This window comes from Candidatus Bealeia paramacronuclearis (assembly GCF_035607555.1).
GTDB classification, from domain to species: Bacteria; Pseudomonadota; Alphaproteobacteria; order UBA9655; family UBA9655; genus Bealeia; species Bealeia paramacronuclearis.
In genome coordinates this window covers 646,298-666,634 of sequence record NZ_JAVHWZ010000002.1, presented here as the reverse complement: position 1 = coordinate 666,634, position 20,337 = coordinate 646,298, and the positions used below count along the sequence as shown (strand labels likewise).

Annotated in this window: 19 protein-coding genes, 1 tRNA gene and 3 pseudogenes; 6 read left to right on the top strand and 17 right to left on the bottom strand. The window is 40.7% G+C overall.

Features of this window, described 5'->3' with window-relative positions:
- The 6 genes and pseudogenes from Bealeia2_RS08230 to Bealeia2_RS08210 all read right to left on the bottom strand — a co-directional run.
- Window positions 1-564, bottom strand: a 564-nt coding sequence (locus Bealeia2_RS08230; protein WP_331256556.1) for a hypothetical protein, incomplete at its 3' end; no start/stop codon positions are given.
- 6 nt (window positions 565-570) lie between these two features.
- On the bottom strand, window positions 571-1,572 hold the full coding sequence (locus Bealeia2_RS08225; protein WP_331256555.1) for a methyltransferase domain-containing protein: 1,002 nt from the start codon (window positions 1,570-1,572) through the stop codon (window positions 571-573).
- Window positions 1,573-1,619: 47 nt separating this feature from the next.
- On the bottom strand, window positions 1,620-1,727 hold the full coding sequence (locus Bealeia2_RS10610; protein WP_414437872.1) for a transposase: 108 nt from the start codon (window positions 1,725-1,727) through the stop codon (window positions 1,620-1,622).
- 34 nt (window positions 1,728-1,761) lie between these two features.
- Window positions 1,762-2,163, bottom strand: a pseudogene (gene tnpA / locus Bealeia2_RS08220) (IS200/IS605 family transposase); the annotation flags it as partial.
- 160 nt (window positions 2,164-2,323) lie between these two features.
- Window positions 2,324-3,802, bottom strand: a complete 1,479-nt coding sequence (locus Bealeia2_RS08215; RefSeq protein ID WP_331256554.1) for a porin — start codon at window positions 3,800-3,802, stop codon at window positions 2,324-2,326.
- A 173-nt stretch (window positions 3,803-3,975) separates the two neighbouring features.
- On the bottom strand, window positions 3,976-5,403 hold the full coding sequence (locus tag Bealeia2_RS08210; protein WP_331256553.1) for a porin: 1,428 nt from the start codon (window positions 5,401-5,403) through the stop codon (window positions 3,976-3,978).
- Window positions 5,404-5,603: 200 nt separating this feature from the next.
- Here Bealeia2_RS08210 and Bealeia2_RS08205 point away from each other — a divergent pair, with 200 nt between their 5' ends.
- Window positions 5,604-6,131 (top strand): winged helix-turn-helix domain-containing protein, encoded by a 528-nt coding sequence (locus Bealeia2_RS08205; RefSeq protein ID WP_331256552.1) that lies wholly within the window; start codon window positions 5,604-5,606, stop codon window positions 6,129-6,131.
- Here the strand turns inward: Bealeia2_RS08205 and Bealeia2_RS08200 are convergent.
- The 3 genes from Bealeia2_RS08200 to Bealeia2_RS08190 form a co-directional block, all read right to left on the bottom strand.
- Window positions 6,128-6,814, bottom strand: a complete 687-nt coding sequence (locus Bealeia2_RS08200) for a LolA family protein (RefSeq protein WP_331256551.1) — start codon at window positions 6,812-6,814, stop codon at window positions 6,128-6,130. The genes Bealeia2_RS08205 and Bealeia2_RS08200 overlap by 4 nt on opposite strands.
- A gap of 24 nt (window positions 6,815-6,838) precedes the next feature.
- On the bottom strand, window positions 6,839-9,076 hold the full coding sequence (locus Bealeia2_RS08195) for an FtsK/SpoIIIE family DNA translocase (protein ID WP_331256550.1): 2,238 nt from the start codon (window positions 9,074-9,076) through the stop codon (window positions 6,839-6,841).
- A gap of 154 nt (window positions 9,077-9,230) precedes the next feature.
- Entirely contained in the window at window positions 9,231-9,530 is a 300-nt protein-coding gene (locus tag Bealeia2_RS08190; RefSeq protein WP_331256549.1) for a hypothetical protein, read from the bottom strand.
- A gap of 46 nt (window positions 9,531-9,576) precedes the next feature.
- On the opposite strand from Bealeia2_RS08190, the gene Bealeia2_RS08185 reads away from it, so the two are divergent.
- Both Bealeia2_RS08185 and Bealeia2_RS08180 read left to right on the top strand, forming a co-directional pair.
- On the top strand, window positions 9,577-10,455 hold the full coding sequence (locus Bealeia2_RS08185) for a DMT family transporter (protein ID WP_331256548.1): 879 nt from the start codon (window positions 9,577-9,579) through the stop codon (window positions 10,453-10,455).
- Between the two features lie 70 nt (window positions 10,456-10,525).
- Window positions 10,526-10,601, top strand: a tRNA-Lys gene (locus tag Bealeia2_RS08180).
- Here Bealeia2_RS08180 and Bealeia2_RS08175 read toward each other — a convergent pair.
- From Bealeia2_RS08175 to pgaA, 4 genes are read right to left on the bottom strand one after another with little or no spacing between them, the layout of a single operon-like run.
- Window positions 10,602-11,831: a glycosyltransferase gene (locus tag Bealeia2_RS08175; RefSeq protein ID WP_331256547.1), complete on the bottom strand. Its 1,230-nt coding sequence runs from the start codon at window positions 11,829-11,831 to the stop codon at window positions 10,602-10,604.
- Window positions 11,824-12,210 carry a hypothetical protein gene (locus tag Bealeia2_RS08170; protein WP_331256546.1) on the bottom strand — a complete coding sequence of 129 codons (387 nt, stop codon included), beginning with the start codon at window positions 12,208-12,210 and terminating at the stop codon, window positions 11,824-11,826. Before Bealeia2_RS08170 ends, Bealeia2_RS08175 begins: the two co-directional genes overlap by 8 nt.
- Before the next feature lie 7 nt (window positions 12,211-12,217).
- Complete coding sequence (pgaB, locus tag Bealeia2_RS08165) at window positions 12,218-14,161, bottom strand: poly-beta-1,6-N-acetyl-D-glucosamine N-deacetylase PgaB (RefSeq protein ID WP_331256545.1); 1,944 nt, start codon at window positions 14,159-14,161, stop codon at window positions 12,218-12,220.
- Between the two features lie 23 nt (window positions 14,162-14,184).
- Window positions 14,185-15,996 carry a poly-beta-1,6 N-acetyl-D-glucosamine export porin PgaA gene (gene pgaA / locus Bealeia2_RS08160; RefSeq protein ID WP_331256544.1) on the bottom strand — a complete coding sequence of 604 codons (1,812 nt, stop codon included), beginning with the start codon at window positions 15,994-15,996 and terminating at the stop codon, window positions 14,185-14,187.
- Window positions 15,997-16,070: 74 nt separating this feature from the next.
- On the opposite strand from pgaA, the gene Bealeia2_RS08155 reads away from it, so the two are divergent.
- On the top strand, window positions 16,071-17,042 hold the full coding sequence (locus Bealeia2_RS08155; protein ID WP_422388038.1) for an IS701 family transposase: 972 nt from the start codon (window positions 16,071-16,073) through the stop codon (window positions 17,040-17,042).
- Window positions 17,043-17,105: 63 nt separating this feature from the next.
- On the opposite strand, the pseudogene Bealeia2_RS08150 reads toward Bealeia2_RS08155, so the two are convergent.
- From Bealeia2_RS08150 to Bealeia2_RS08135, 4 genes and pseudogenes are all read right to left on the bottom strand, one after another.
- A pseudogene (locus Bealeia2_RS08150) lies at window positions 17,106-17,468 on the bottom strand (tetratricopeptide repeat protein); the annotation flags it as partial.
- A gap of 822 nt (window positions 17,469-18,290) precedes the next feature.
- Window positions 18,291-18,449, bottom strand: coding sequence for a hypothetical protein (locus tag Bealeia2_RS08145; protein ID WP_414437873.1), 159 nt, complete (start codon window positions 18,447-18,449; stop codon window positions 18,291-18,293).
- A 76-nt stretch (window positions 18,450-18,525) separates the two neighbouring features.
- On the bottom strand, window positions 18,526-18,681 hold the full coding sequence (locus Bealeia2_RS08140; protein ID WP_331256543.1) for a hypothetical protein: 156 nt from the start codon (window positions 18,679-18,681) through the stop codon (window positions 18,526-18,528).
- Between the two features lie 146 nt (window positions 18,682-18,827).
- On the bottom strand, window positions 18,828-19,103 hold the full coding sequence (locus Bealeia2_RS08135) for a helix-turn-helix domain-containing protein (RefSeq protein WP_331256542.1): 276 nt from the start codon (window positions 19,101-19,103) through the stop codon (window positions 18,828-18,830).
- A 192-nt stretch (window positions 19,104-19,295) separates the two neighbouring features.
- Here Bealeia2_RS08135 and Bealeia2_RS08130 point away from each other — a divergent pair, with 192 nt between their 5' ends.
- Window positions 19,296-19,634: an IS630 transposase-related protein gene (locus Bealeia2_RS08130; RefSeq protein ID WP_331255365.1), complete on the top strand. Its 339-nt coding sequence runs from the start codon at window positions 19,296-19,298 to the stop codon at window positions 19,632-19,634.
- 58 nt (window positions 19,635-19,692) lie between these two features.
- Window positions 19,693-20,157: pseudogene (locus Bealeia2_RS08125) on the top strand (IS630 family transposase).
- Window positions 20,158-20,337 lie beyond the last annotated feature (180 nt).

Below are 20,337 nucleotides of genomic sequence, written 5' to 3'. Positions count from 1 at the left end.
TAAGAGCAAGAAATATATATTAGGTTTTTTCCTAAAAGAAAAATCCACAGGTTCTTCTCTTTTTACTCCTCGCTTATTATATCTAAATTTATTGTAGAATTTTTCATTATTATTATTTTTATTTATATGAGTAGAAAACGCCTCAGAAAAACTAAAAACAACAACCACAGCGATAAAAGCTTGGCAGGCTTTCTGAACGCCATCAAATTTAGAGAGCTTGTTAAAACCATAAATTAAAACTGGTAAGCATGCGAGGTATACAAAGGACTTATGTGGCATGGCATACAAAATGTGAATTGTGCTTACCATTTCCCAAAATCTAGTATAATTGAAAAACCAAATTACAAAAACTAAATAAACAACAAGGTAGCGAGCTCTCTCAATTCTTAAAAATTTTATCAAAAGTTCTGATGCCAAAGAACTCGCACAAATGAAAGCCAAAAATAAAATTAAATATTGATTGACATTAATGCATCCTTGATTCGCCTCACTTCCGTAAAAGTTCAAAAACGGCCATGCACTGATAGCAATAAACAAGATATAATAATACACTTTTTTCATCATTTTATTCTAATTCACACCTAAAAATAAAATTTTTCGGTTGCCTTTATTTAAAGACACTATTTTTTTAATATCAAAATATTTTTTTACGTACAACTCAAAGTTTTCCCAAGTATAATTTTCAAAAATATCTGTGCGGTTTCTGAGCAAAAACTGAACCATGGGGTCCTGTTTATCCACCCATTCAACGATTCCACAAGGTGCGATTGATCTCAAAAATTTAACGAAGCTCTCTAGTGGCACATTGTAGGTAATACATAAGTGATGCATCAATGCCAGTGCCAAAAACGAATCCACTTTGATTCGTGAGAAGACATCTTTTCGTTCCGTAAGGCACCATCCCATTGCAGGTGAGGGGGTCATAAGATTTAACACGAGAGGTAAAATCTTTGGGTTATCTTTATGATAAATATAATCAACACAAGTGGGATCAAGATCACACGCAACAACTCTATCTATCTTTTTAGTCGCTATAAATGAATAGCGCCCTGTATTGCAGCCTAGGTCTAATAACGAATTTGGTTTGATTTCACTCAAAACTTCATCTATAAAACGCTCCTTTTTTTTGACGTCCTCAGATTCATATGTGTTTTGATCATCGTATTTCTTCCACACCGAAGAATCCTTTGTAATAGTTAAGGAGACAATACATTGGCGAAGGTTACTGATCATATTTAAAAGAGCAGCTTTTGGAAAAGTTGTTGATGAAAACTCTTTTTTTATTTTGGCTTCTGCAACTGCTTTATGAGAATAAAGCTTTTCATGTAAAAATACGTACTTAAATACACCCCTTTTGAACAAATCACGTTTCGATAGTGTTTTATAGAGGAGTGAAACGGGAATTCCATGTTGTGTTGCTCTCCATAAAGGTTGAAAATCAATACCATGATAAGACTGAATCATCAGCGGATAAAGGAACTCTTGTAGAAATTGAGTGAGTCCTTCCCAAGGCTGGCCGTCTTGGTAAGAATCGATTGATAAAATGTCGTAAAAACAAGGCTTTCCTTGCATAAAGCAAACATTCCACGCTGTACCATCTTTGAGGATGTAATCAGACCTCACAAGGCTTTAAAACTATTAATGCCCTCTACAAAACCACTGCTGTAGCGGTTTTTAAAATATCCCACAATCTCAGTCTGGTATTTCTTGAGTGTCTTGGTGAACACTCCACGGGGCAAGCCCCGTGGTATCCCGGTCGGCCTATAGGCCGAGTACAAGCTGCGCTTGCCCCAAGTCTTCTTGCCCTTGATGCTCTATATAGCGCTTGATCGCGTACTCATTTACCCCAACTGTGGATACAAAATAACCATCTGACCAAATACCATCCACGCCCCAATAAGCTTTTCTCATATACTCGAATTTTTTCTTCAACAATCTGCCGCTCATGGACTTTATGGTTCGAACTGCATCGCTAACTCTTATCTTAGGGGGAATAGATAGGTGTAAGTGAATATGATCCTTATCATAATTCATCGTTAGGATGATGACTTCAGGCATCTTCTCCCTTATCTGATTCATCACTTCTGTGAAATACGCAAAACTACCTTCATTCAATATCTTCCGTCGATATTTGCTCACAATCACCAGGTGATACTCACATTGGTAGGCGCAGTGTCCTTACTTCCTTATCTGCATACTTCGCATCATAGCAAGAAGGCTTGGGGGAGCGCTACATCCACGGGGCTAGCCCCGTGGTTTTTTCGCGCGGATAAAAAAGGGAGGGGTTTTCCCCTCCCTTAACTTATCCTCATCCTTTGAAAGATTAAAACTTAACCTTTGTACCCAATGTAAAGGCGTCCATTTTTTGTTTTGGACCCACAGGACCTGCAAGACCGCCTCCACTTGCGGTGAAAAGATTTCCATTGCTAAGAACAGAGTTGAGGCTATTGATTAACATTGCATCCACGTTAAAGCCCTCATTTTTCATGTCATAATGGGCATATTCAAAATAAATGCCTGCTCCGGCAGAAAGTTTTTGATCCACGGAAAAGGTGAAAATATTAGTACGATTTTTAGCTTTAAAGTAGTTTACATTATTGTTTTGAACAGTACCATTCAAACCCAGGCCGTTCCTTTTCGCGTACATATAACCAAAGCTGACTTTTGTGGGACCATACGTGTATGCAACCCCTGTGTTAATAAACCAACCTGCATTTTTGTGAACACCTTTGGTTTTTGCAGCCAAATCTTTAATTTCGTGAGACTTGCCATTATCGCCAAACTCTATACCAAATTCAAAGTCTTTATAGCTAAGACCTCCACCAATGGCATATGAGGCTGTATTTTTCTGGTTTCCACTACCTTGGGAAACGATAACGCCATTAACATCCGTAAGGAACCATTGGGCCCCTGTAAACTCCGGTTGTGTTTTTGCAAAAATTCCGGTGAGAGAGGCATTGAGCTGAAGACCATTCTCAAATTCATTTTGGAAATTTATGGCACCCGCAATATTTCTTCTGTCAACGGGTCCAAGGACAACATCAGAACCATAATCGCGGCTCGTGTTGGCTTTTGCTTCACCCAAATGATTATTTTGTGGTGTGAACGTCACACCAGCTTGAAGACCATAAAAACGAGGGGTTTGATAAGTGATTTTAGTGGCTTTTCCAGTTGAACCCACAAGATCTACAGTGGTAATCGTCCCTGTCACAGGATTTAAAGCACGATCGAAGGTGCCGTCAAACCCGCCTGTTCCTCCAAGGGGATCAGCGCCTCCAAAAGCCATCATGCTCTCAACACCATCCGTATCTCCAGTGATAATACGGCCATATGTACCGCCGGCCCAAACATAGCTTTCTTTGATGGTTTTGTCATAGGTCGTAAGCTCACCAGAGACTTGTTCTGTGTCCCCATTGACAATGATAACAGCTCCGTAGTCCATGTCGTAATCGGTAGTTCCATCGAGAGCAAATTTAAGGCTGGTATCATCCATCGTGAACATGTACCCACGGCCATAACCTTCGACGGTTGAGAGATTTAAAGGCAGAGGTGTGAAAACCTGAAAGTTTTGTTCATTAATAACTTGATTGGTCGTGGCATTCGCAGCAAAATTTTGCCCCAAATTACTGTCATTACGTACTTTTTGATTTTTGTTATGAAACCAACGGGCGTTAAAAGAAGCTTGTCCTGAAACCGTGATCACGGGCGCTTGAGACGTCGCCATTGGTGCGCTAGCAGTCACGTCAAAGATTACTGATGAGGAAAGAAGAAGTATTGTTGTAAAGAGTATGTTTTTTTTCATTTTAAGGGTCCCCTAGTTTTTTTAATTTCTAACCAGAGAGTATTTTTTTTTCTACTCATTTGATAAATTAGAAATTTTTTAAAGTTCAGCGTTGCAAAAAAATCACGATGACCCGACATAAAAAAAGGAAGGGGTTTCCCCCTCCCTTAAGTTATCCTCATCCTTGAAAAGGATTAGAATTTAACCTTTGTACCCAAGACAAAAGCATCAGACTTTTGCTTTGGACCCACGGGACCTGTAAGGGAACCGCCTGTTGCCAAGTTAAAGTTACCGTCGGTCTGCAAGCTATTGTGCAACATTGCATCAACGTTGAAGCCTTCGTTCTTCATGTCATAGTGTGCGTATTCAAAGTACACACCAGCTCCTGGCGCCAACTTATGATCGATGGAGGCGGAGATAATGTTTGTACGGTTTTTCGCACTCAAGAAGCCGGTTTGATTGGCATTCAACTTAGCATTTTTGCGCTTTGTGTACATATAGCCAACACTGAACTTTGTTGGACCCCAGTTGTACGCAAGACCTGTGTCAATAAACCAACCTTGGTTTGTTTTAACCCCAGTTGCACTTTGGAAATTTTTAACTTGTTGTGATTTTCCGTTGTTGCCATATTCAAAGCCAAACTCAAATCCTGCATAACGCATCATCGTACCCAAAGCAAAAGAAGCTGTGTTCTTACGATTTGCACTGCCAGAAGCACCAGGAATAACGGTGTTGGTGTTATCCAAAATTGCCCAATTCGCACCCGTAAACTCAGGTTGAGTTTTTGCGAAAATAGCTGTTCCAGAAAGACCCAGTTCAAAGCCATTATTCCACTTGTTGAGGAAGTTCAAACCACCAGCGATGCTACGACGATCGAAAGCATTGAGCTCCCCTTTTTTGCCATAATCACGTGAGCTGTTGATCTTAGCTTCGCCTTGGTGACCTGTTTGTGGTGTAAAGCTGATACCACCTTGGAAGCCATAGTAGCGTGGTGTTTGATACATGACTTTTGTGGATTTTCCTGTGTCACCAACGAGGTCAATAGAAGTGACCGTACCTGTCACAAAGTTCACAACACGGTCGAAGTTACCGTCAAAACCGCCTGTACCGCCCAATGGATCAAATCCACCGAAAGCCATGATGTCTTCAACGCCATCGGTGTTACCGAATGTGAGGCGACCCCATGAACCACCAGCCCAGATATAGCTTTCTTTGATAGTTTTATCATAAGATGTTTGCTCTGTGCTTGTATTCACAAGAACGGCAAAACCGTAATCCATTCCTGGATCTGTTTTTCCACTGACATCAAATTTCAAGCGACTGTCGTCCATCGTGAAAAGATATCCACGACCATAACCACGGCTATCATCACCTGTAAGAGGTGTTGTTCCAGGAACGACTCCGTTAACAACATCAGCGAGGGCAGAACCGTTACCAATGTCACCGTCATTCCGGAATTTTTGTTGCTTATTGGTGAACCACCAAGCGTTGAAAGTGGATTGTCCAGAAATTGTCAATTTTGGCGTTGACATTGCTGGGGCTACAGCTTCAGCAGCTTTCGCTTCGCCTACGAAAAGCGCAGCACCGAGAAGAGCCGTAGAGCCTAAAAGAAATTTTTTCATTTATCGTTCCTCCAGGTGTAGGATATAAGTGTTCCTACAGATTGATACAAAATAGTGATTTGAAATGAATCACACGCATTATTGAAACCACACCTCGATTCATGAAACAATGAGGACTCAAAAAATTAAGGTCCTTTTCATAAGAGTTGTGACACCATTGCCACAGTTTAAGCTATTTAACTTATTGAAAGATTTGTAAAATGAAGCTTTTTCTCGATATTCACGACACCCTCCTTCTGGAAAGCTTCAAAGAAGTGATGACCCAAATTGAAACGTATTCTTTGGTGCAAACAGAAGATGAGGCGGAAATTATTCTGACCGACCAGGGGAAAGATTATTCCAACCCTAAGATCTGTGTTGTTGACACATCCGCCCCCCTTAATTTTGATCTTTTGCTTCAAAGCATACAGAAGAAGATGACAGCAAGTTTGGTGACATTTTCTCATTTTCTCTACAACCCGCGCCTGAGGCATCTTCATAATGAAGTTTCTCAAAAGCTGACACTTCTGACGGAAAAAGAAGGTGCGCTTCTTTTGTATTTTTTGAAATACAAAGGGGAAGAGGTTTCACGTGAAACACTCATTAAAGATGTTTGGGGCTATAAAGAAGGCGTCGATTCCCATACCCTTGAAACTCATATTTATCGCTTGCGACAAAAAATTGAAGAAGATCCCAAATCCCCGGAGATTTTAATCACCACTCCGGGGGGGTATACTCTTCAACCCTAAAAAATTTGTTGAACAACGTTAGGTTTAGGGAATTTAAAAAGCTTATCGGGAAATGTGACGTCTGTTTTGACATTTTCCAAACTTACAGTGGTTTTTGAGCCTTGCGCATCCACAATGGTCCATTCCTTCAAAGACAAGGGGTTTTCTTTAAAGATAAGGGTAATGTGTCCAGCATCGTGCTCTTCGCGTTTAACAAGGGTGATTTCTGTCGTATCATCTCTGCGGCGCACAATATTGGTAACTTCAACATCACCTGAAAATTGAATGTGGGGTCGCAAAATAAATTCTGCAGGTGTTGAAGAAAGAGAGAGATAATTTGATTCCTCCAAATCCTTATCATAAGTCAAAAGCCACTTCTCATTTGTAACCACAATGAGCGCTTGTGGGGGATTGTAATCTAAACGCATTTTCCAAGGCCGCGACATTTTGAGTGTACCTGAAGCTTCTTTTCCGTTTGAGATATGGGAGAAATTGCCTTGAAATGTTTTGAGGCCATTCAAGTATGTTTCATAACGGCTATAGTCGTGGGCCTCCTCGGCAGAAAGGGGAAAGGTTGAAAGAAGAAGTGTGAGAAGGGTTATTCTTATGTAGGAAAGCATTCTTTCCCCATTGCCATGCTGAATCTTAAAAAATGATCTTGAAATAAATTTAGGATAACGGCCTTGTTCTAAAGATGTTTCCACCACTTTTTTCCTTTCAAAAAATCTCTAACTGACGAGAACTTCGCGTTTGCCCACGTGATTGGCGGGGCTTACAATACCTTCAGATTCCATTTGGTCCATAATCCGTGCGGCTCTATTATATCCAATTTGAAGATGGCGTTGTATAAAACTTGTGGAGGCCTTTTTTTCCCGCATCACCAAATCAAGCGCTTGCTGATATAGCTGATCGCCCTCATTGTCATTCTCAAATCCGGGCAACCCCGGTCCATCTTCGGAAGCGGTGATGTCTTGGATATAATCCGGTTCTTTTTGCATTTTGAGATATTTCACAATGCGCTCGACATCACTGTCAGACACAAAGGGCCCATGCACACGAGAAATTCGACCACCTGCCGCCATGTAAAGCATATCACCTTGACCCAAAAGTTGTTCACCGCCTTGTTCCCCTAAAATTGTACGACTATCAATTTTAGAGGTTACTTGGAAGCTGATACGTGTTGGGAAGTTCGCTTTAATGGTTCCTGTGATCACATCAACTGAGGGTCTTTGGGTGGCCATAATGAGGTGAATTCCCGCCGCACGCGCCATTTGGGCAAGACGCTGGACGGTACTTTCAATTTCTTTTCCGGCAACCAACATCAAATCAGCCATTTCATCGACGACAACTACGATAAAGGGAATTTGCTCCATGGCGAGCGGTTGATTTTCAAAAAGTGGTTTTCCCGTCTCGGGATCAAATCCCGTCTGAACACGCCTTGTAATGGATTCCCCACTTTCAATGGCTTCTTGAATGCGGATGTTATAACCCTCGATATTACGCACGTTGAGTTTCGACATCGCTTGGTATCGGCTTTCCATCTCACGAACAACCCAACGCAAAGCCACTACCGCTTTTTTAGGATCAGTGACCACAGGCGCCAAAAGATGAGGAATTCCGTCATAAATGGAAAGCTCCAACATTTTGGGATCGACCATAATGAATTTGCATTTTTCAGGTGGCAATCGATAAAGAAGGGATAAAATCATCGCATTGACGGCCACAGATTTACCAGACCCCGTCGTACCCGCGACCAAAAGATGAGGCATGCGGGTAAGATCTGCAATAACAGGTGTGCCTCCGATGTCTTTTCCAAGAGCCAGAGTCAAGTGAGTTTTGGTGTGTTCATATTCTTGACTTTCAAGAAGATCACGCAAATGAACGATCTCACGTGTCTTATTGGGAAGTTCAATACCTATAACATTTTTGCCAGGAATTACTGCCACACGAGCGGCCAAAGCACTCATAGACCGAGCAATATCATCAGCTAAACTAATGACCCGTGAGGATTTAATTCCAGGTGCTGGCTCGAGTTCATATAATGTCACAACAGGGCCCGGGCGAACTTTAACAATTTCGCCACGGACTCCAAAATCATTGAGAACTTCCTCAAGAAGTCTTGCATTTTCCTCGAGCTGTTCTGTTGAAACTTCATGGACGCGGGAGACTTTTTCAGGCGGCGTCAAAAGATTTAAAGGTGGCAATTGATAATCATCATCCTGAGCCAAATCGAGAAGGGGCGCAGGCATTTCCTTTTTTACTTTTGGTGATTTAGACGGCATTGGCTTTTCAGAAGCGGGGCGAATGTAGTCTTGAAGCCTTAAGGATTTATCGTCTGGCACCGGAAGTGCCATCTCTTCCTCAAATTCGGGATCAATCCGTTTTTTGCCACGGGAATGGGGAAATTTTAAACGGACCCAGTTGAAAAACGAAATAATTTTTATCCCAAATTCGTAAAGACCCGACAAAATCTCTTTCGTTCTTTGAACGGGATGCAAACCAATGAGTGAAAATCCAATCACAAGACCTAGACTTCCCAAAAGACTGAATATCAAAATGGTGATGTTGAGAGAAATGAGATAAGCGCTTAAAGGCAAAATGACCGAGATCATCATATGTCCCAATGCACCTCCCCAATGAATGACGAGAAGACCTGGACTTAAAAGAAGAAAGGAGAGAAGAAAAAGTGTACTCAAAGACACCAATTTTAAGAAAGACGTTTTTTTCATTGTGCCCAAGGCCAAAAGCACCAACCCTAAAGGAACTGCATAAGCACTGCGACCCAAAAGTTGCAATAACATATCGCTTACATTTGCCCCGCCTTCTCCACCCCAGTTTTGAATGTCGGCGTTAATTGCGACATTAGCGGAAGGATCCAAGGGATTGTGAGAAAAAAGAACAATAAAAACCCAAGCCGAAAAACTTAAGAGCAAAAGTCCAAATCCCTCTTGAAAGCGTTCGTACACAAAAGATTTCCAGAATTCTCGGGCGGATGGGGCCATTGTCGTTTCAAAACTTCCAAAAAAATAATTTAACGTATCTTAGAGGGATCTTTAAAAAAGAAAAAGAGTGTAGGCAGATAACCTACACTCTTTTTCAAAAAGCTAAATCTCAAAGAGATTAGTTAGCTTTTGTTGTCTCTTCAGAAGAAGCTTCTTTTTTAGAAGAATCAACTGTACCTTCAGTAGCAGCTTTTGTGGAATCAACAGCAACTTCAGTTGTGGAAGTTGTAGCTTTTTCTTCTGTAGCAACTGCAGCAGAAGCGAAACCAGCAACGAGGGCGAGAGCCAAAGCGATATTTTTCATTTGTATATTCTCCATTAAATAAAAACACCCCCACATCAGGGGCAAGGCAATATGATCAGAGTCTTTTGAAAATGCAAGAGGGATTTTTCTTGACGTAGGTAATTTTTGCAACATAAGTAATTCACTGTATTTATAAATGCATTCACAGACAGGGAAATGTATGCCCAAAATTCAATCACCCCTTTGGGGAATGTTTTATATGTGTCTTGCGATGTTGGTTTTCTCTATTTTGAACGCTATTGTCAAAGACACAACGACACTTTACCCTCCCATTCAACTTGTGACATTCCGTTGCTTATTTGCCGCACTTTTTTGTGTGGGACTTATGTTTTTCAAAGGCAGGCGTATTTCATCTCCTCTTGTATCCGGAAAACTTCATCTTTTTCGTGGAATCTTGTTGGCAGTGGCCCTGACAAGTTTATTTTGGGGAATCGGGCCCTTGCCTTTAGCCAACTCCATTGCTCTTTATTTTTCCTCAACGTTTTTCCTCGTGATTTTGTCTTACCCGATTTTGAAAGAAAAGGTCGAATCATTACAGTGGGGAGCGGTAGCGATCGGATTCATAGGCGTTTTGATTATTGCAAAGCCCTCTGGGGATGTGATGCATTGGGCGGCCTTAGGAATTATTGCAGGCGCCGGCCTTGAGGAGGCCTATAATCTTTTTGGACGCAAACTGAGCCTTTCCATTGATCCCTTGTCCTTAACCTTTTGGGGATCCTTAATTCCAGGGCTTTTCACATTATTTGTGTTGCCTTTTTATTGGGTAGAGCCGGACCTTGGAGGGTGGATTTCACTCATGATGCTCGGGATTGGTGGTGGCATTGGACAACTGTGCATTAGTCATGCGTATTTAAATGCTTCCGCCGGCACTGTGGCCCCCATAATTTATACCTCTATGCTTTGGAGTGCCGTTTTGGATATTTTTCTTTACGGAAATTACCCCACCCCGCACCTTCTTTTGGGATGTGCAGTCGTCATTTCAAGCGGTCTTTTCATTGTTTATCGGGAACTTAAGGCCCCTCAGATAAAAAGTGTGTAAGAAAATATTGACCTCTTGAGTCTTTGGTCGTATGTTGGCGGCCATACGGACTCACACACAGTGTGTTTCCGGGCGCTTAGCTCAGTCGGTAGAGCATCTGACTTTTAATCAGAGGGTCGCAGGTTCGAATCCTGCAGCGCCCACCATTATTTTCTTCCCGTTTTCCAACGAATCGATTCTTTTGAATTTTTAAAAAGAACTGGCAATGCCCAAAGTGTTACAGCCACCATTGTAATCCAGTAAATGAGGGGATAATATATCGCATACGGGAAAAATTTGAGAACATCTTTGTCATAGCGAGAGTCAACCATCAGGCCTGTAAAAAGTTGTACTAATGAAACGGTTGCAACTACGATTCCCCACTTCAAAAAATAAGGACTATAATCCCCCTCCAGTTTACACGTCAGAAGTTCAAAAATAAGAACAAGGGCAAATGCCACAACCCAAGATGTCGAAAGCACCGCTTCAATAAATACAGGCCACATGCGCCGCCATTTCAAATGCGTCATCACATCCGCATTCCATTTGAGAACTTGCATGAGTCCATGCGTCCATCTCAAACGTTGCCTGAAAAATGTTGTAAATGTCTCAGGAACATGCATCCAAACGGTGGCTTTCGGTTCATATCGGACGTCCCAAAAGTGTTTTTGAAGACGCCAGGTGATTTCGATATCTTCGGTGTAAGCATTAGGACTAAATCCACCCATATCGTGAAGTGCTTCCCGTCGGAACGCAGAGGCAATCCCTGAAATTGTCACAATCCGTCCCCAAATCCGTTGGGACCTTCTCAAAAGTCCAATAATTGATGTGAATTCGACCAATTGAAGTCTTGCCAAAAATGTATTTGTATTCTTGACTCTGGGATGTCCTGTGACCGCCCCCACACGCGGATGTTGAAAATGTTTAATCATATGGTTTAAAAATTGAGGATGAGGTTCCGCATCCGCATCAAAAATGACGATGATTTCTCCATTTGTGCAGGGAAATCCATCATTCAACGCCAGAGCTTTACCTTGATTTTTGGATTTATGAAGAATCCTTAGTTTTCCAGATTCAACAAATTCTCGCGCAATCTCCAGTGTGTTGTCTGTGGACCCATCATCTAAAAGTAAGACTTCATAGTGAGGATAGTCCATAGATGTAATCGCGGGCAAAGAATGGGGGAGAATTTGTGCTTCATTGTGGGCTGGAATCATCACAGAAACAAAAGGTTGGTAGAACTCTAAACTGGATTCTAATTTTTTATCTTCCCAATGATAGCGATAAATGAGCGCAGTTAAAATCCAAATGATTGATGTTGTTACTGGATAAATGGCGACATAAAGCACAACTCCTAGATAAATAGGTCCAAAAATGTCTATAAAGAAGTTAACCATATAATTTTCTTATTAGAAAATGTTTCTCTTTTTTCTCAGGGTCAATATGGATGTGAATTTGGCTTGCTTTTTTGACCTCATCCCAAATGGCATGAATTTTATGTTCGTTCCAATCTTGAGCATATTGGTAAGTCGTGACATTTATGGATTTTCGGGAGCCCTTGCGTTTATGGATACCTATATTATGGTAAACCCAAAAGGCAGTTACGGAAAGCCCCAAACAAAAACTGATCAGAATTAAAATTCCACCTATATTGAGATGCTCTGGATAATATTTAAAAACATAAATCCATGCAAAAATATAAAGCAACCACCCTATGATGATCATCACAGTGTGAATGATAACTTGATATGTCTTAAGAGGAGGGCGTTCTGACATTTTTTTCCTATAACCTAAAAGGATAATTTTGTTTTGAAATTCCTCTGTGAACAATATCGGCTTGAGGATGATCTTGATGAAAATCATCGGGATAGTACCCAAAATTAATGGCCTTACGGACTTGAAGGTTTTGCATCCATTTGACAATCTCCTCTGTAGAAATTAGTTTTTTTGTGCGCCAATTGACTGATTGAAGTTCAAAAAGTGATTTTTTCAGGCCTTCAGGGTGATTTTTCACTTTTTCCACAAGATCATTCATCCAGCCTTCAGGATCATCGGCCCCTTCCATATAGGGCATCGCCATAATGGCCGTATAATCATACGTTTTTAGGAATGAATCGAAATTTTGAGAAAACCATTCTTCGCTATCCGGATTTAAAATAGGAAGTGCAAAAAGGCTTCTCATCGTTTTGACAAAGGGATTGTAAATTTTGACGGTTTCCGTCAGGGATTTTGTAAAATCAATCAGCTTTTGAGTTTTCCAAGACGCCCATGCCTTTCGATATTCAGGATTTTGAATAGCTTCAGAGAGTGTGATTTCAAGGTGAGAGTCCCTCAAAAATTCTTGAAATGCAAAGTCATTGGCATCCTCAAAATCTGACAGCACACCATCATCATGATAAGCAATACCTGCAAAAAAGCTGCTTTTAGAGAGATCTTCATAAATCTCATGAATGATTTTTTGGGATTTCGGATGGAAAGGTGAAAGTCTACGATATCTTTCTTTATCTACATAAAGCTTAGCTGATTGAGGATCATACGATTTCACAAGAAGGTCCTCGCGATTTATATCAAACGCCAACATGGGTATCCAAACAAAGACTTCAACTCCAGCACGTGTACGAAGTTGCCAGGTTAATCGATTTAATAAATCTGTCCGCATTGGCAAATGGCGGTTTGGAAAATAAACTTCTTTAATATTCCCGCTGCCATCTGGATCAGCATAAGCTTGAAGAATGACGGCTGAAATTTGCATCTCATAAATCCGTTGAACAAGTTTGGACAGATTCTCTTCTTGAATTTTTGGATCAGGATCATACACATAATCAAGATCCACCCGAACTGTTCGGAAAGGATCTAAAGGAGGGTGAGACAGGTCGTAAATATCTATAATAAAATCACCTAAAGTAGTGAACGACATAGCAAGTTTTCGACCGCAAAGCGTAAGATTATCAACAGTGTTGATTTTATCCTCAAGGGTAAAAGTAATGGGCATCTCCAAATCATGAGCTATTTTAACAACTTTCATGTTTGTGGCTCCATAAGGCCAAATCATAATACGTGGTTTTTTCCCAAGTCTTTGATGAAATAAATCTGAATTTTTTTTAAGATCCTCATGAACTCTTTTGAGGTAGGCATGATCGCTTTCATATTTTCCTAGGTTAGGTAAATATTGATGTGTTGCAATCGCAGGTTCAAGGTTTTTCTGAGGATTTCCAGGAATTCCTTTATGAAGTGCATAGCTATGATTGGCAATTTCAATGAGTCCCGAATCTTGAACTTCTTTGATCTCTTCCCAAGTCATCAATTTGTCCCGCGGAATTTTTTTCTTTTCTTCATATTTGACATCTTGACCTTCAGGAACCTCAATCCAGCTTCCAACAATTCCAAGAACTGCAGGATAATTGAAAGCTTTCAGCAGTGGAAAGGCTTCTTGATAAAAACTTTGATAACCATCGTCAAATGACAAAAGAACGGCCTTTTCAGGAAGCGTTTTTTCACCCCTTTTGGCTTGAAGGACATCATCCATGGAAATGACTGTATATCCATTTTCAGAAAGCCATTGGAATTGTGCCGTTAGTTGTTGAGCGGGAAGAGAATAGTCTTCCCCACTTTGTTGAAAATTATCAGTAGTTACCTGATCTGTAATGTTGTGATAAGAAAGAATAATAAAATTATTATTTTCAAAGGCTTTTAAAGCTGTTTCGTTGTTAATACATAGAAAAATCAATATGAATATTTTTTTCAACATTTTTAAAATCTCGCATTAAGTTTGATAAATACGGTGTTTGAATACTCAAGACCTCCGTCATAGACATTGCGACCTCGCTCGACCCCATAAATCAATTCATAAAGTTTATTAAGTTTGATCTCATGCTGGTATCCAATTTTACCCACAAACTCAGTTTTAAAACCTTTTTGAGAATAGAACCCACCACTCATAGTGACACGATGATGAAATTCATTTTCATATTGTCTCCAAAGTTGATCCACAGCAGACGTTGTCAAAGAATAACTCAGAGTTCGCTTAGGGCTAAAATAAATGACATTGGTTAAACGAGAAAAATCAGTTCCTACATCTGCACGCAAATCAATCTTTCGCTTGGGATGCACGAGAATATCCTTCTTCATAAATCCAGAAACACCCCCCCACAAATTTCTATCACTAAAATTTTGAATGTAACTTTGGATCCCAGCTGAAAAATCTTCATTTTTTTGATAGGTCACACCGCTTTTAAATTTATTTGAAAAAATATGATTTTTTAAGGCCCTCATCGGAGTATCCAGTGAAAAATATTCACCCTGAGCAGAATACAACCATTCGTCTTGCGGATTCCACGTTGTGCTTAAACGAAAGGAGGGCCGTTGTGTGGGATAGGCATTATGATCAACTTCACCTTCAATCTCCCAATCGGGCCCTCGATATTCTACCCCCGCGCCTTGACGATAAAGACGCTCCATGCCTTCGGGAAACAAGGCCCGTCCTATGACATCATGTGCAAAGACACGATAGTGATTATAAATAGGGGGGGAATAGAGTTTGGTGTCAAGTTGAGAGGATTTAGATCCAAAAGTCGTTCCCGAACTTTTTTCATTTTGAAAGTCACTTATAATTTCCCATTTATCAAATACTTTCCATTCTTTTTCTAAGTCCTGAACGTTAGATTGTTCTGGATAAAGCCTCACAAGTTGCTCTTTTTCATACCTAGCTTCCTCTATACGATTGAGACTGATAAGCGCTTTAATTTTAGCAACTTGTAATTCAATATTTTGAGGTTCAAGGGCAAGGCCGAGCTCTGCCTTTTCGAGAGATGCACGAGGAAGCCCTCTTGCATTATAAAGGTCACTCAAAAGCCTTAATATTTCAAGATTGGCTGGCGCCGTATTATTGAAATCTTCTAGAGTTTTTTGTCCTTCATTGTTTAAGTTAGAATAAAAAGGTGAGGCTGCTAACGTTTGCTCAAGTTCTTTTCGAGAAGAGTTTTCCGTTTTTCCTAAGATCCACTTAGGTTCATACAAAATAGAATTTCTAATAAATGCAAGAGCTTTATCATGATCTTCTGTTTCTTCGTGCGCATAATAAAGAAGAACGTTGTTTTTATAATTTAACGGACTTTTTCGATGAACTTCTTCCAAAATCTCTCTTGCTTTTTGGGGTTCCCGTAATTGTAAATAAGCTTCACCCGCGGCAATTAAAACATAGGATGGAATAGCATTGATGGATTTCCCTTTGCCCTTGTAATTTTCAAACTCGATTATTGCTCTCTTCATTTCTAATCGATTATGAAAGGCTTGAATGAGATCTGATTGGGCGCGCTCTTTCTCAGGCGCAGAAAGATTTTCTTTTTTATGCCTCAAAAGATCCCGAATCGCTTGATCTGTATGGTCATATCGTTTTAAGGGCTCTGGACCTCCATCCTCTCCCCATCTGATTCTAACCGCTGTTTTGTCCCCTTCATATTTTTCTAAGTCTTGTTTTTGAAAAAGCTCGGGAGATTGAAGCGCCAACTCATGAGCGCGGTAAGGCGCACCCGATTGGCGTAACGCTTCAATTCTGGCCCTCACACGAGTTACGCAGTTTGCAGGAGAAGAGAGAAGAGATAAGGTGAGAGGGAATATTTATTAAATGAGAAGAAATGATGTCTCGACACAAATGCACAAAATCACTTTATCGTTCATTTTTACAAGCCAGCAGTGTGCGCTATTCAGGGTTGGCACTTTCGGAGGTGTCACCGATTCCATTGTCGCATGACAGCGTCAATCGATGGTTGAGTTCTAGTGCATTGCGTCCGAGCGGAGTGTGGAATCTTACTCAATCTCTTATTAACAAGAAAGAACCTTGTTTTTTAGTATGTGACGATACAATTTTGGATAAAAATCGGAGCGAGAAGATAGAGCTTGTGCATTATCAGTATTCTGGGAATGCCCATGATGTTATTGCGGGGATAGGTCTTGTCAATTTGGTATGGCATGGCCTGAGGAGTCATGACTCTATTCCTGTTGATTATCGTATTTATGATAAAGCCAGCGATGGCAAAAGCAAGAATGACCATTTCAGGGAAATGTTAAAGCTGGCTCAAGACAGAGGGATAAATCCGGATGACGTGGTTGCAGACGCTTGGTACTCGAGCTTGAATAATCTGAAGGCCATTGAATCCATAGGCTGGACATGGGTGATGGGGTTGAAGAAAAACAGGAAAGTGAATCGTGGAGAAACTCTTGAAAAGCTGGACATTCCAGATGAAGGACTGAAAGTTCACTTACGCGGATATGGATGGATTACTGTTTTCCGGTTTGTTGCCAAAAACGGTCGCACGGATTATATCGGAACCAATAGGGATAATCCCTCTCGTGATCATATTGAACTGGTCATGAAATCGCGTTGGAAAATCGAAGTTTATCATCGGGAATTAAAGCAAACATGCGGTCTTGAACGCTGTCAGTCTCGCACGGGACGAGCCCAAAGAAATCATATATTTCTTGCCATTTCGGCTTGGATTCAAAGATTTAAAAGACGACTTGCTGGAGGCTTCTCTTTTTATCAGCAGCAGTGGGATGTTATTAAGCATGATATCTCTAGAGAAATAACAAAACTCATGTCTTTCGCTTAGATTCCCACCCTTTTGCTGCAAACTGCGTAACTCGTGCCTCATAGCTTTTTTATTCTCAGGCTGAATTTCAAGAATTTTATCGTACGTTCCCATCGCCTCTAAAAAGGAATTCCCTTTTTCATAAGCATAGGCTATGGCAAAAAGCACTTCTGTATCTTTGGAAAATTGTCTTCTCAAAGACTTCAAAAGAGTAAGGGCGTCATTATATTTTTCTGATTTTGATAAAAAATAGATATAGTTAATGATGAGATTTTTGTTATGTGGCTCTCTTTGAAGGCCTAGACGATAAAGGCGTGCCGCCTCTTCCTGCTGCCCTAAATTTTGTAAGACCTTTGCTGCTGCCGATAAAACATAGAGTGGAGCCGTATTAGGAGAAAGCTCTTGAAAAAAAACGTCTCGCGCCAACTCATTTTGATTGGCCCACATAGCCAAAACGACAAGATCATTCGTTATTTTTTTATCTTCTGGCAATCTCGCATGTAAAAGACCAAGAATATCTACAGCCTCCTCAACTTTCCCGGCCTTGGCCAGAGCGAGGGCCTCTTCATGTTCGGGATGAAGATCACTTTTTTTCTTTGCGGGATTTTTGTGTTTTTTAGATTTTTCGTCTTCAAGAACCGCCTGAAGGCCTTTTTGAAAAACTTCAGCTTTGGGATCGCGTTGTTGCCCAATTTCATAAAGCCGTCTGGCTTCTTCATAACGGCCTAAATTACGGGAAGCTTTTGCGGCAGATTCTAAAGCATAAAGAGGCACATTCTGCGGATTCAATTCAGAAAAAAAAGTGTCCCGTGCTTTTTTGTTTTGACCCGCCCAGAGCGCAACAGTCACTAAGTCGTGAGTAATTTCTGTATCTTTTGGATTGTCTTTATGCAATTTTTCAAGAATCTGAAGTGCTTCTGATGATTTGTTATTTCGCGCAAGATCAACAGCCTTATCATGTTCGGGAAGGCGCGCTTGAGCCCCAAAGCAAAAACTGACGGTGATCAATAAAAGAAACGAAAATTGAAGCAACATCCCTAAATTTTAACCTTCCCTGTTTATTATCCTTTGAAAAAATTATATTTCGAGGAAACAAATAAGGCGAGTCTTTTTTAATTTTACATCCAATCAAAATGAAAATTGGGTGTTAAGTCGTTCGAAGCTGTCTGTGACACGGCTTTGAATCACGTCTTTAATTTCATGAACAGTTTTGTCAAAAAAGTATTTTACAGCGGTGGTAAAGTCATTTTTTTTTTGAGATATACTCCTTTAACTTGAAGATGCCTTATTAAGGATCTGAAAGTTATCATTAATGCGGTCAACCATAGAGCTGGCGATTTGAGGCCACGTAGCAAAGAATGCGTCAATGGCATCCCTAAATTCAGCAGCACTTTGAAAGACACGATTGTTGCGTACGTACTCGTTCATCACTTTCCATAATCGCTCAATTGGATTCAAGTTTGGACTGTATGGCGGCAAATAATGAAGAACGATCCCATATTTTTCAGCGGCGCTTTGTGTCTTTGCTGATGTTATAAGGGCCCCTATCTAAAATCTGGTGAATTTTTGGGGCCTTGGGATATTTCTTTCGCAAGGCGGCAAAATGCTTTTCCATGGCCTTGCTATCAATGGTTTTAGGGGCTGCAATAGTCACATCCATCGTTTCCAAATTAATGGAACCCAAGAGATTTGGATAAACTCAGCTTGTTTTACTGGATCAGCTTTCGAAGGTGTGCCCTTAGTTTTTTGAAAGAAAAATTGTTGCGAATGAGCTATTTGTTCATTCGTTGCCCTCAAGATGGCTGATCAGCTGCAAAGTTTGATGCGGGGTAAGATGGCTTTCAGAGCCACCATTTTCAGGATTAAGCTTTTGCTATTCTTGTAATCGTTGAGGTGATTTTGAACAGTTTCATAGCGAATACGCAAAGCCTGAGCGATTTGCTTTTGAGTCCATCCTTCCGCATTTAACAAAACGGCTTTGATGCGATCAGCCACGCGACGATCTCTTTCTTTACTGTGCTGAAATTCTAGATCTTGTTTTTCTTTATTTGTCAGTTCAATTCTCATGCCCCATTTATACATAAAATTTTATTGAATTACAACGGTTGTTTCGTTCATTCCTCTGATTAACAAGGCTTCTTCATTGCCGAGCGGTATATAGCAAAGGCGAGATAATTTTATTATAATACAGGATGACTTTAAAATGTCAGAGTTTTATAGTCCTTCCCCTATAAATAGATAGATTTTTAGGAAAAGTTTAGGTATAAGGAGCGTATGGCAAAAGCATATTCGGAAGAGCTGCGAAAAAAGGTCATCTCCTCCATTACGAGCGGCGGCCGTAAGCGGGAGGCTGCAAAGGTTTTTAACGTTGGAGAAGCCACGATCTATCGATGGATATGTCTTCATAAACAAGGGGATATTAAACCGAAAAAACGCACTTCTTATCCGCGTAAAGTCGATGAGCAAAAACTCAGAGACTACGTCGCTCAAAATCCGGATCATACGCTCAAACAAATCGCCGAAGCTTTGGGGTTGAGATTCCAAAACGTGAGTAAATGGCTTAAACGTTTAAACATTACACGAAAAAAAGACGACGCTTTACAAAGAACGTAACGAAGACAAGCGGGCCGAATTTATAAAACAGCTTGAGAAAATAGATCCTGAAACAATCGTGTGGATTGATGAAGCTGGGATTGATAATCGCCTTTATCGAGAGCATGCCTGGGCGCCGCGCGGGCAAAAGGTTTACGCGGAGATCCCGGGCCAAAAAAGAGAGCGTGTCAGTATCATTGGCGGTCTCATGAAGGGTGCGTTCGTGGCGCCTTTCACCTTTCAAGGTGGATGTCATGCAGATCTTTTTAATGCTTGGCTTGAGTAGGTTTTATTGCCGGGTTTATCAAAAAATACCACCCTGATTATGGACAATGCCGCCTTTCACAAATCGCCAAAAACGAAAGATTTGATTGAGAAATTTGGCTGCCATCTCCTCTTTCTCCCAACTGACTCTCCTGACCTCAATCCTATCGAACATTGGTGGCACAAAATCAAATCCATCCTCCGCCCCCTCGTCCAGCAAAACCCAGAAAACCTTCATCAACTCCTTGATAAACTCCTCAGCCAATCTCTATCAATATAATGGAGAAGTACTATATATGAACTCGTACAAGTTCAGTTTAAGATGTATCTGTTTTTGACGGTTTCATATTGCAAGCTTTCGATCCGTTGATCCTCATTTCTTGCAATTATACTAAAGACCATTGCATAATTGAGGGATGAGGAGAGAAAGGATATACTGAGGAAAGTCCGAAAAGCAGGA

Bases quoted from the DNA above. Each gene is read 5' to 3' on its own strand.
- Bealeia2_RS08185 (WP_331256548.1), top strand. From the start codon at position 9,577: ATGCCCAAAATTCAATCACCCCTTTGGGGAATGTTTTATATGTGTCTT.
- Bealeia2_RS08130 (WP_331255365.1), top strand. From the start codon at position 19,296: ATGGCAAAAGCATATTCGGAAGAGCTGCGAAAAAAGGTCATCTCCTCC.
- Bealeia2_RS08140 (WP_331256543.1), bottom strand. From the start codon at position 18,681: ATGGATGTGACTATTGCAGCCCCTAAAACCATTGATAGCAAGGCCATG.
- Bealeia2_RS08145 (WP_414437873.1), bottom strand. From the start codon at position 18,449: ATGAACGAGTACGTACGCAACAATCGTGTCTTTCAAAGTGCTGCTGAA.
- Bealeia2_RS08215 (WP_331256554.1), bottom strand. From the start codon at position 3,802: ATGAAAAAAAACATACTCTTTACAACAATACTTCTTCTTTCCTCATCA.
- Bealeia2_RS08225 (WP_331256555.1), bottom strand. From the start codon at position 1,572: ATGCAAGGAAAGCCTTGTTTTTACGACATTTTATCAATCGATTCTTAC.
- Bealeia2_RS08175 (WP_331256547.1), bottom strand. From the start codon at position 11,831: ATGGTTAACTTCTTTATAGACATTTTTGGACCTATTTATCTAGGAGTT.
- Bealeia2_RS08205 (WP_331256552.1), top strand. From the start codon at position 5,604: ATGAAGCTTTTTCTCGATATTCACGACACCCTCCTTCTGGAAAGCTTC.
- Bealeia2_RS08170 (WP_331256546.1), bottom strand. From the start codon at position 12,210: ATGTCAGAACGCCCTCCTCTTAAGACATATCAAGTTATCATTCACACT.
- Bealeia2_RS08210 (WP_331256553.1), bottom strand. From the start codon at position 5,403: ATGAAAAAATTTCTTTTAGGCTCTACGGCTCTTCTCGGTGCTGCGCTT.
- Bealeia2_RS08155 (WP_422388038.1), top strand. From the start codon at position 16,071: ATGTCTCGACACAAATGCACAAAATCACTTTATCGTTCATTTTTACAA.
- Bealeia2_RS08190 (WP_331256549.1), bottom strand. From the start codon at position 9,530: ATGTTGCAAAAATTACCTACGTCAAGAAAAATCCCTCTTGCATTTTCA.
- Bealeia2_RS08135 (WP_331256542.1), bottom strand. From the start codon at position 19,103: ATGTATAAATGGGGCATGAGAATTGAACTGACAAATAAAGAAAAACAA.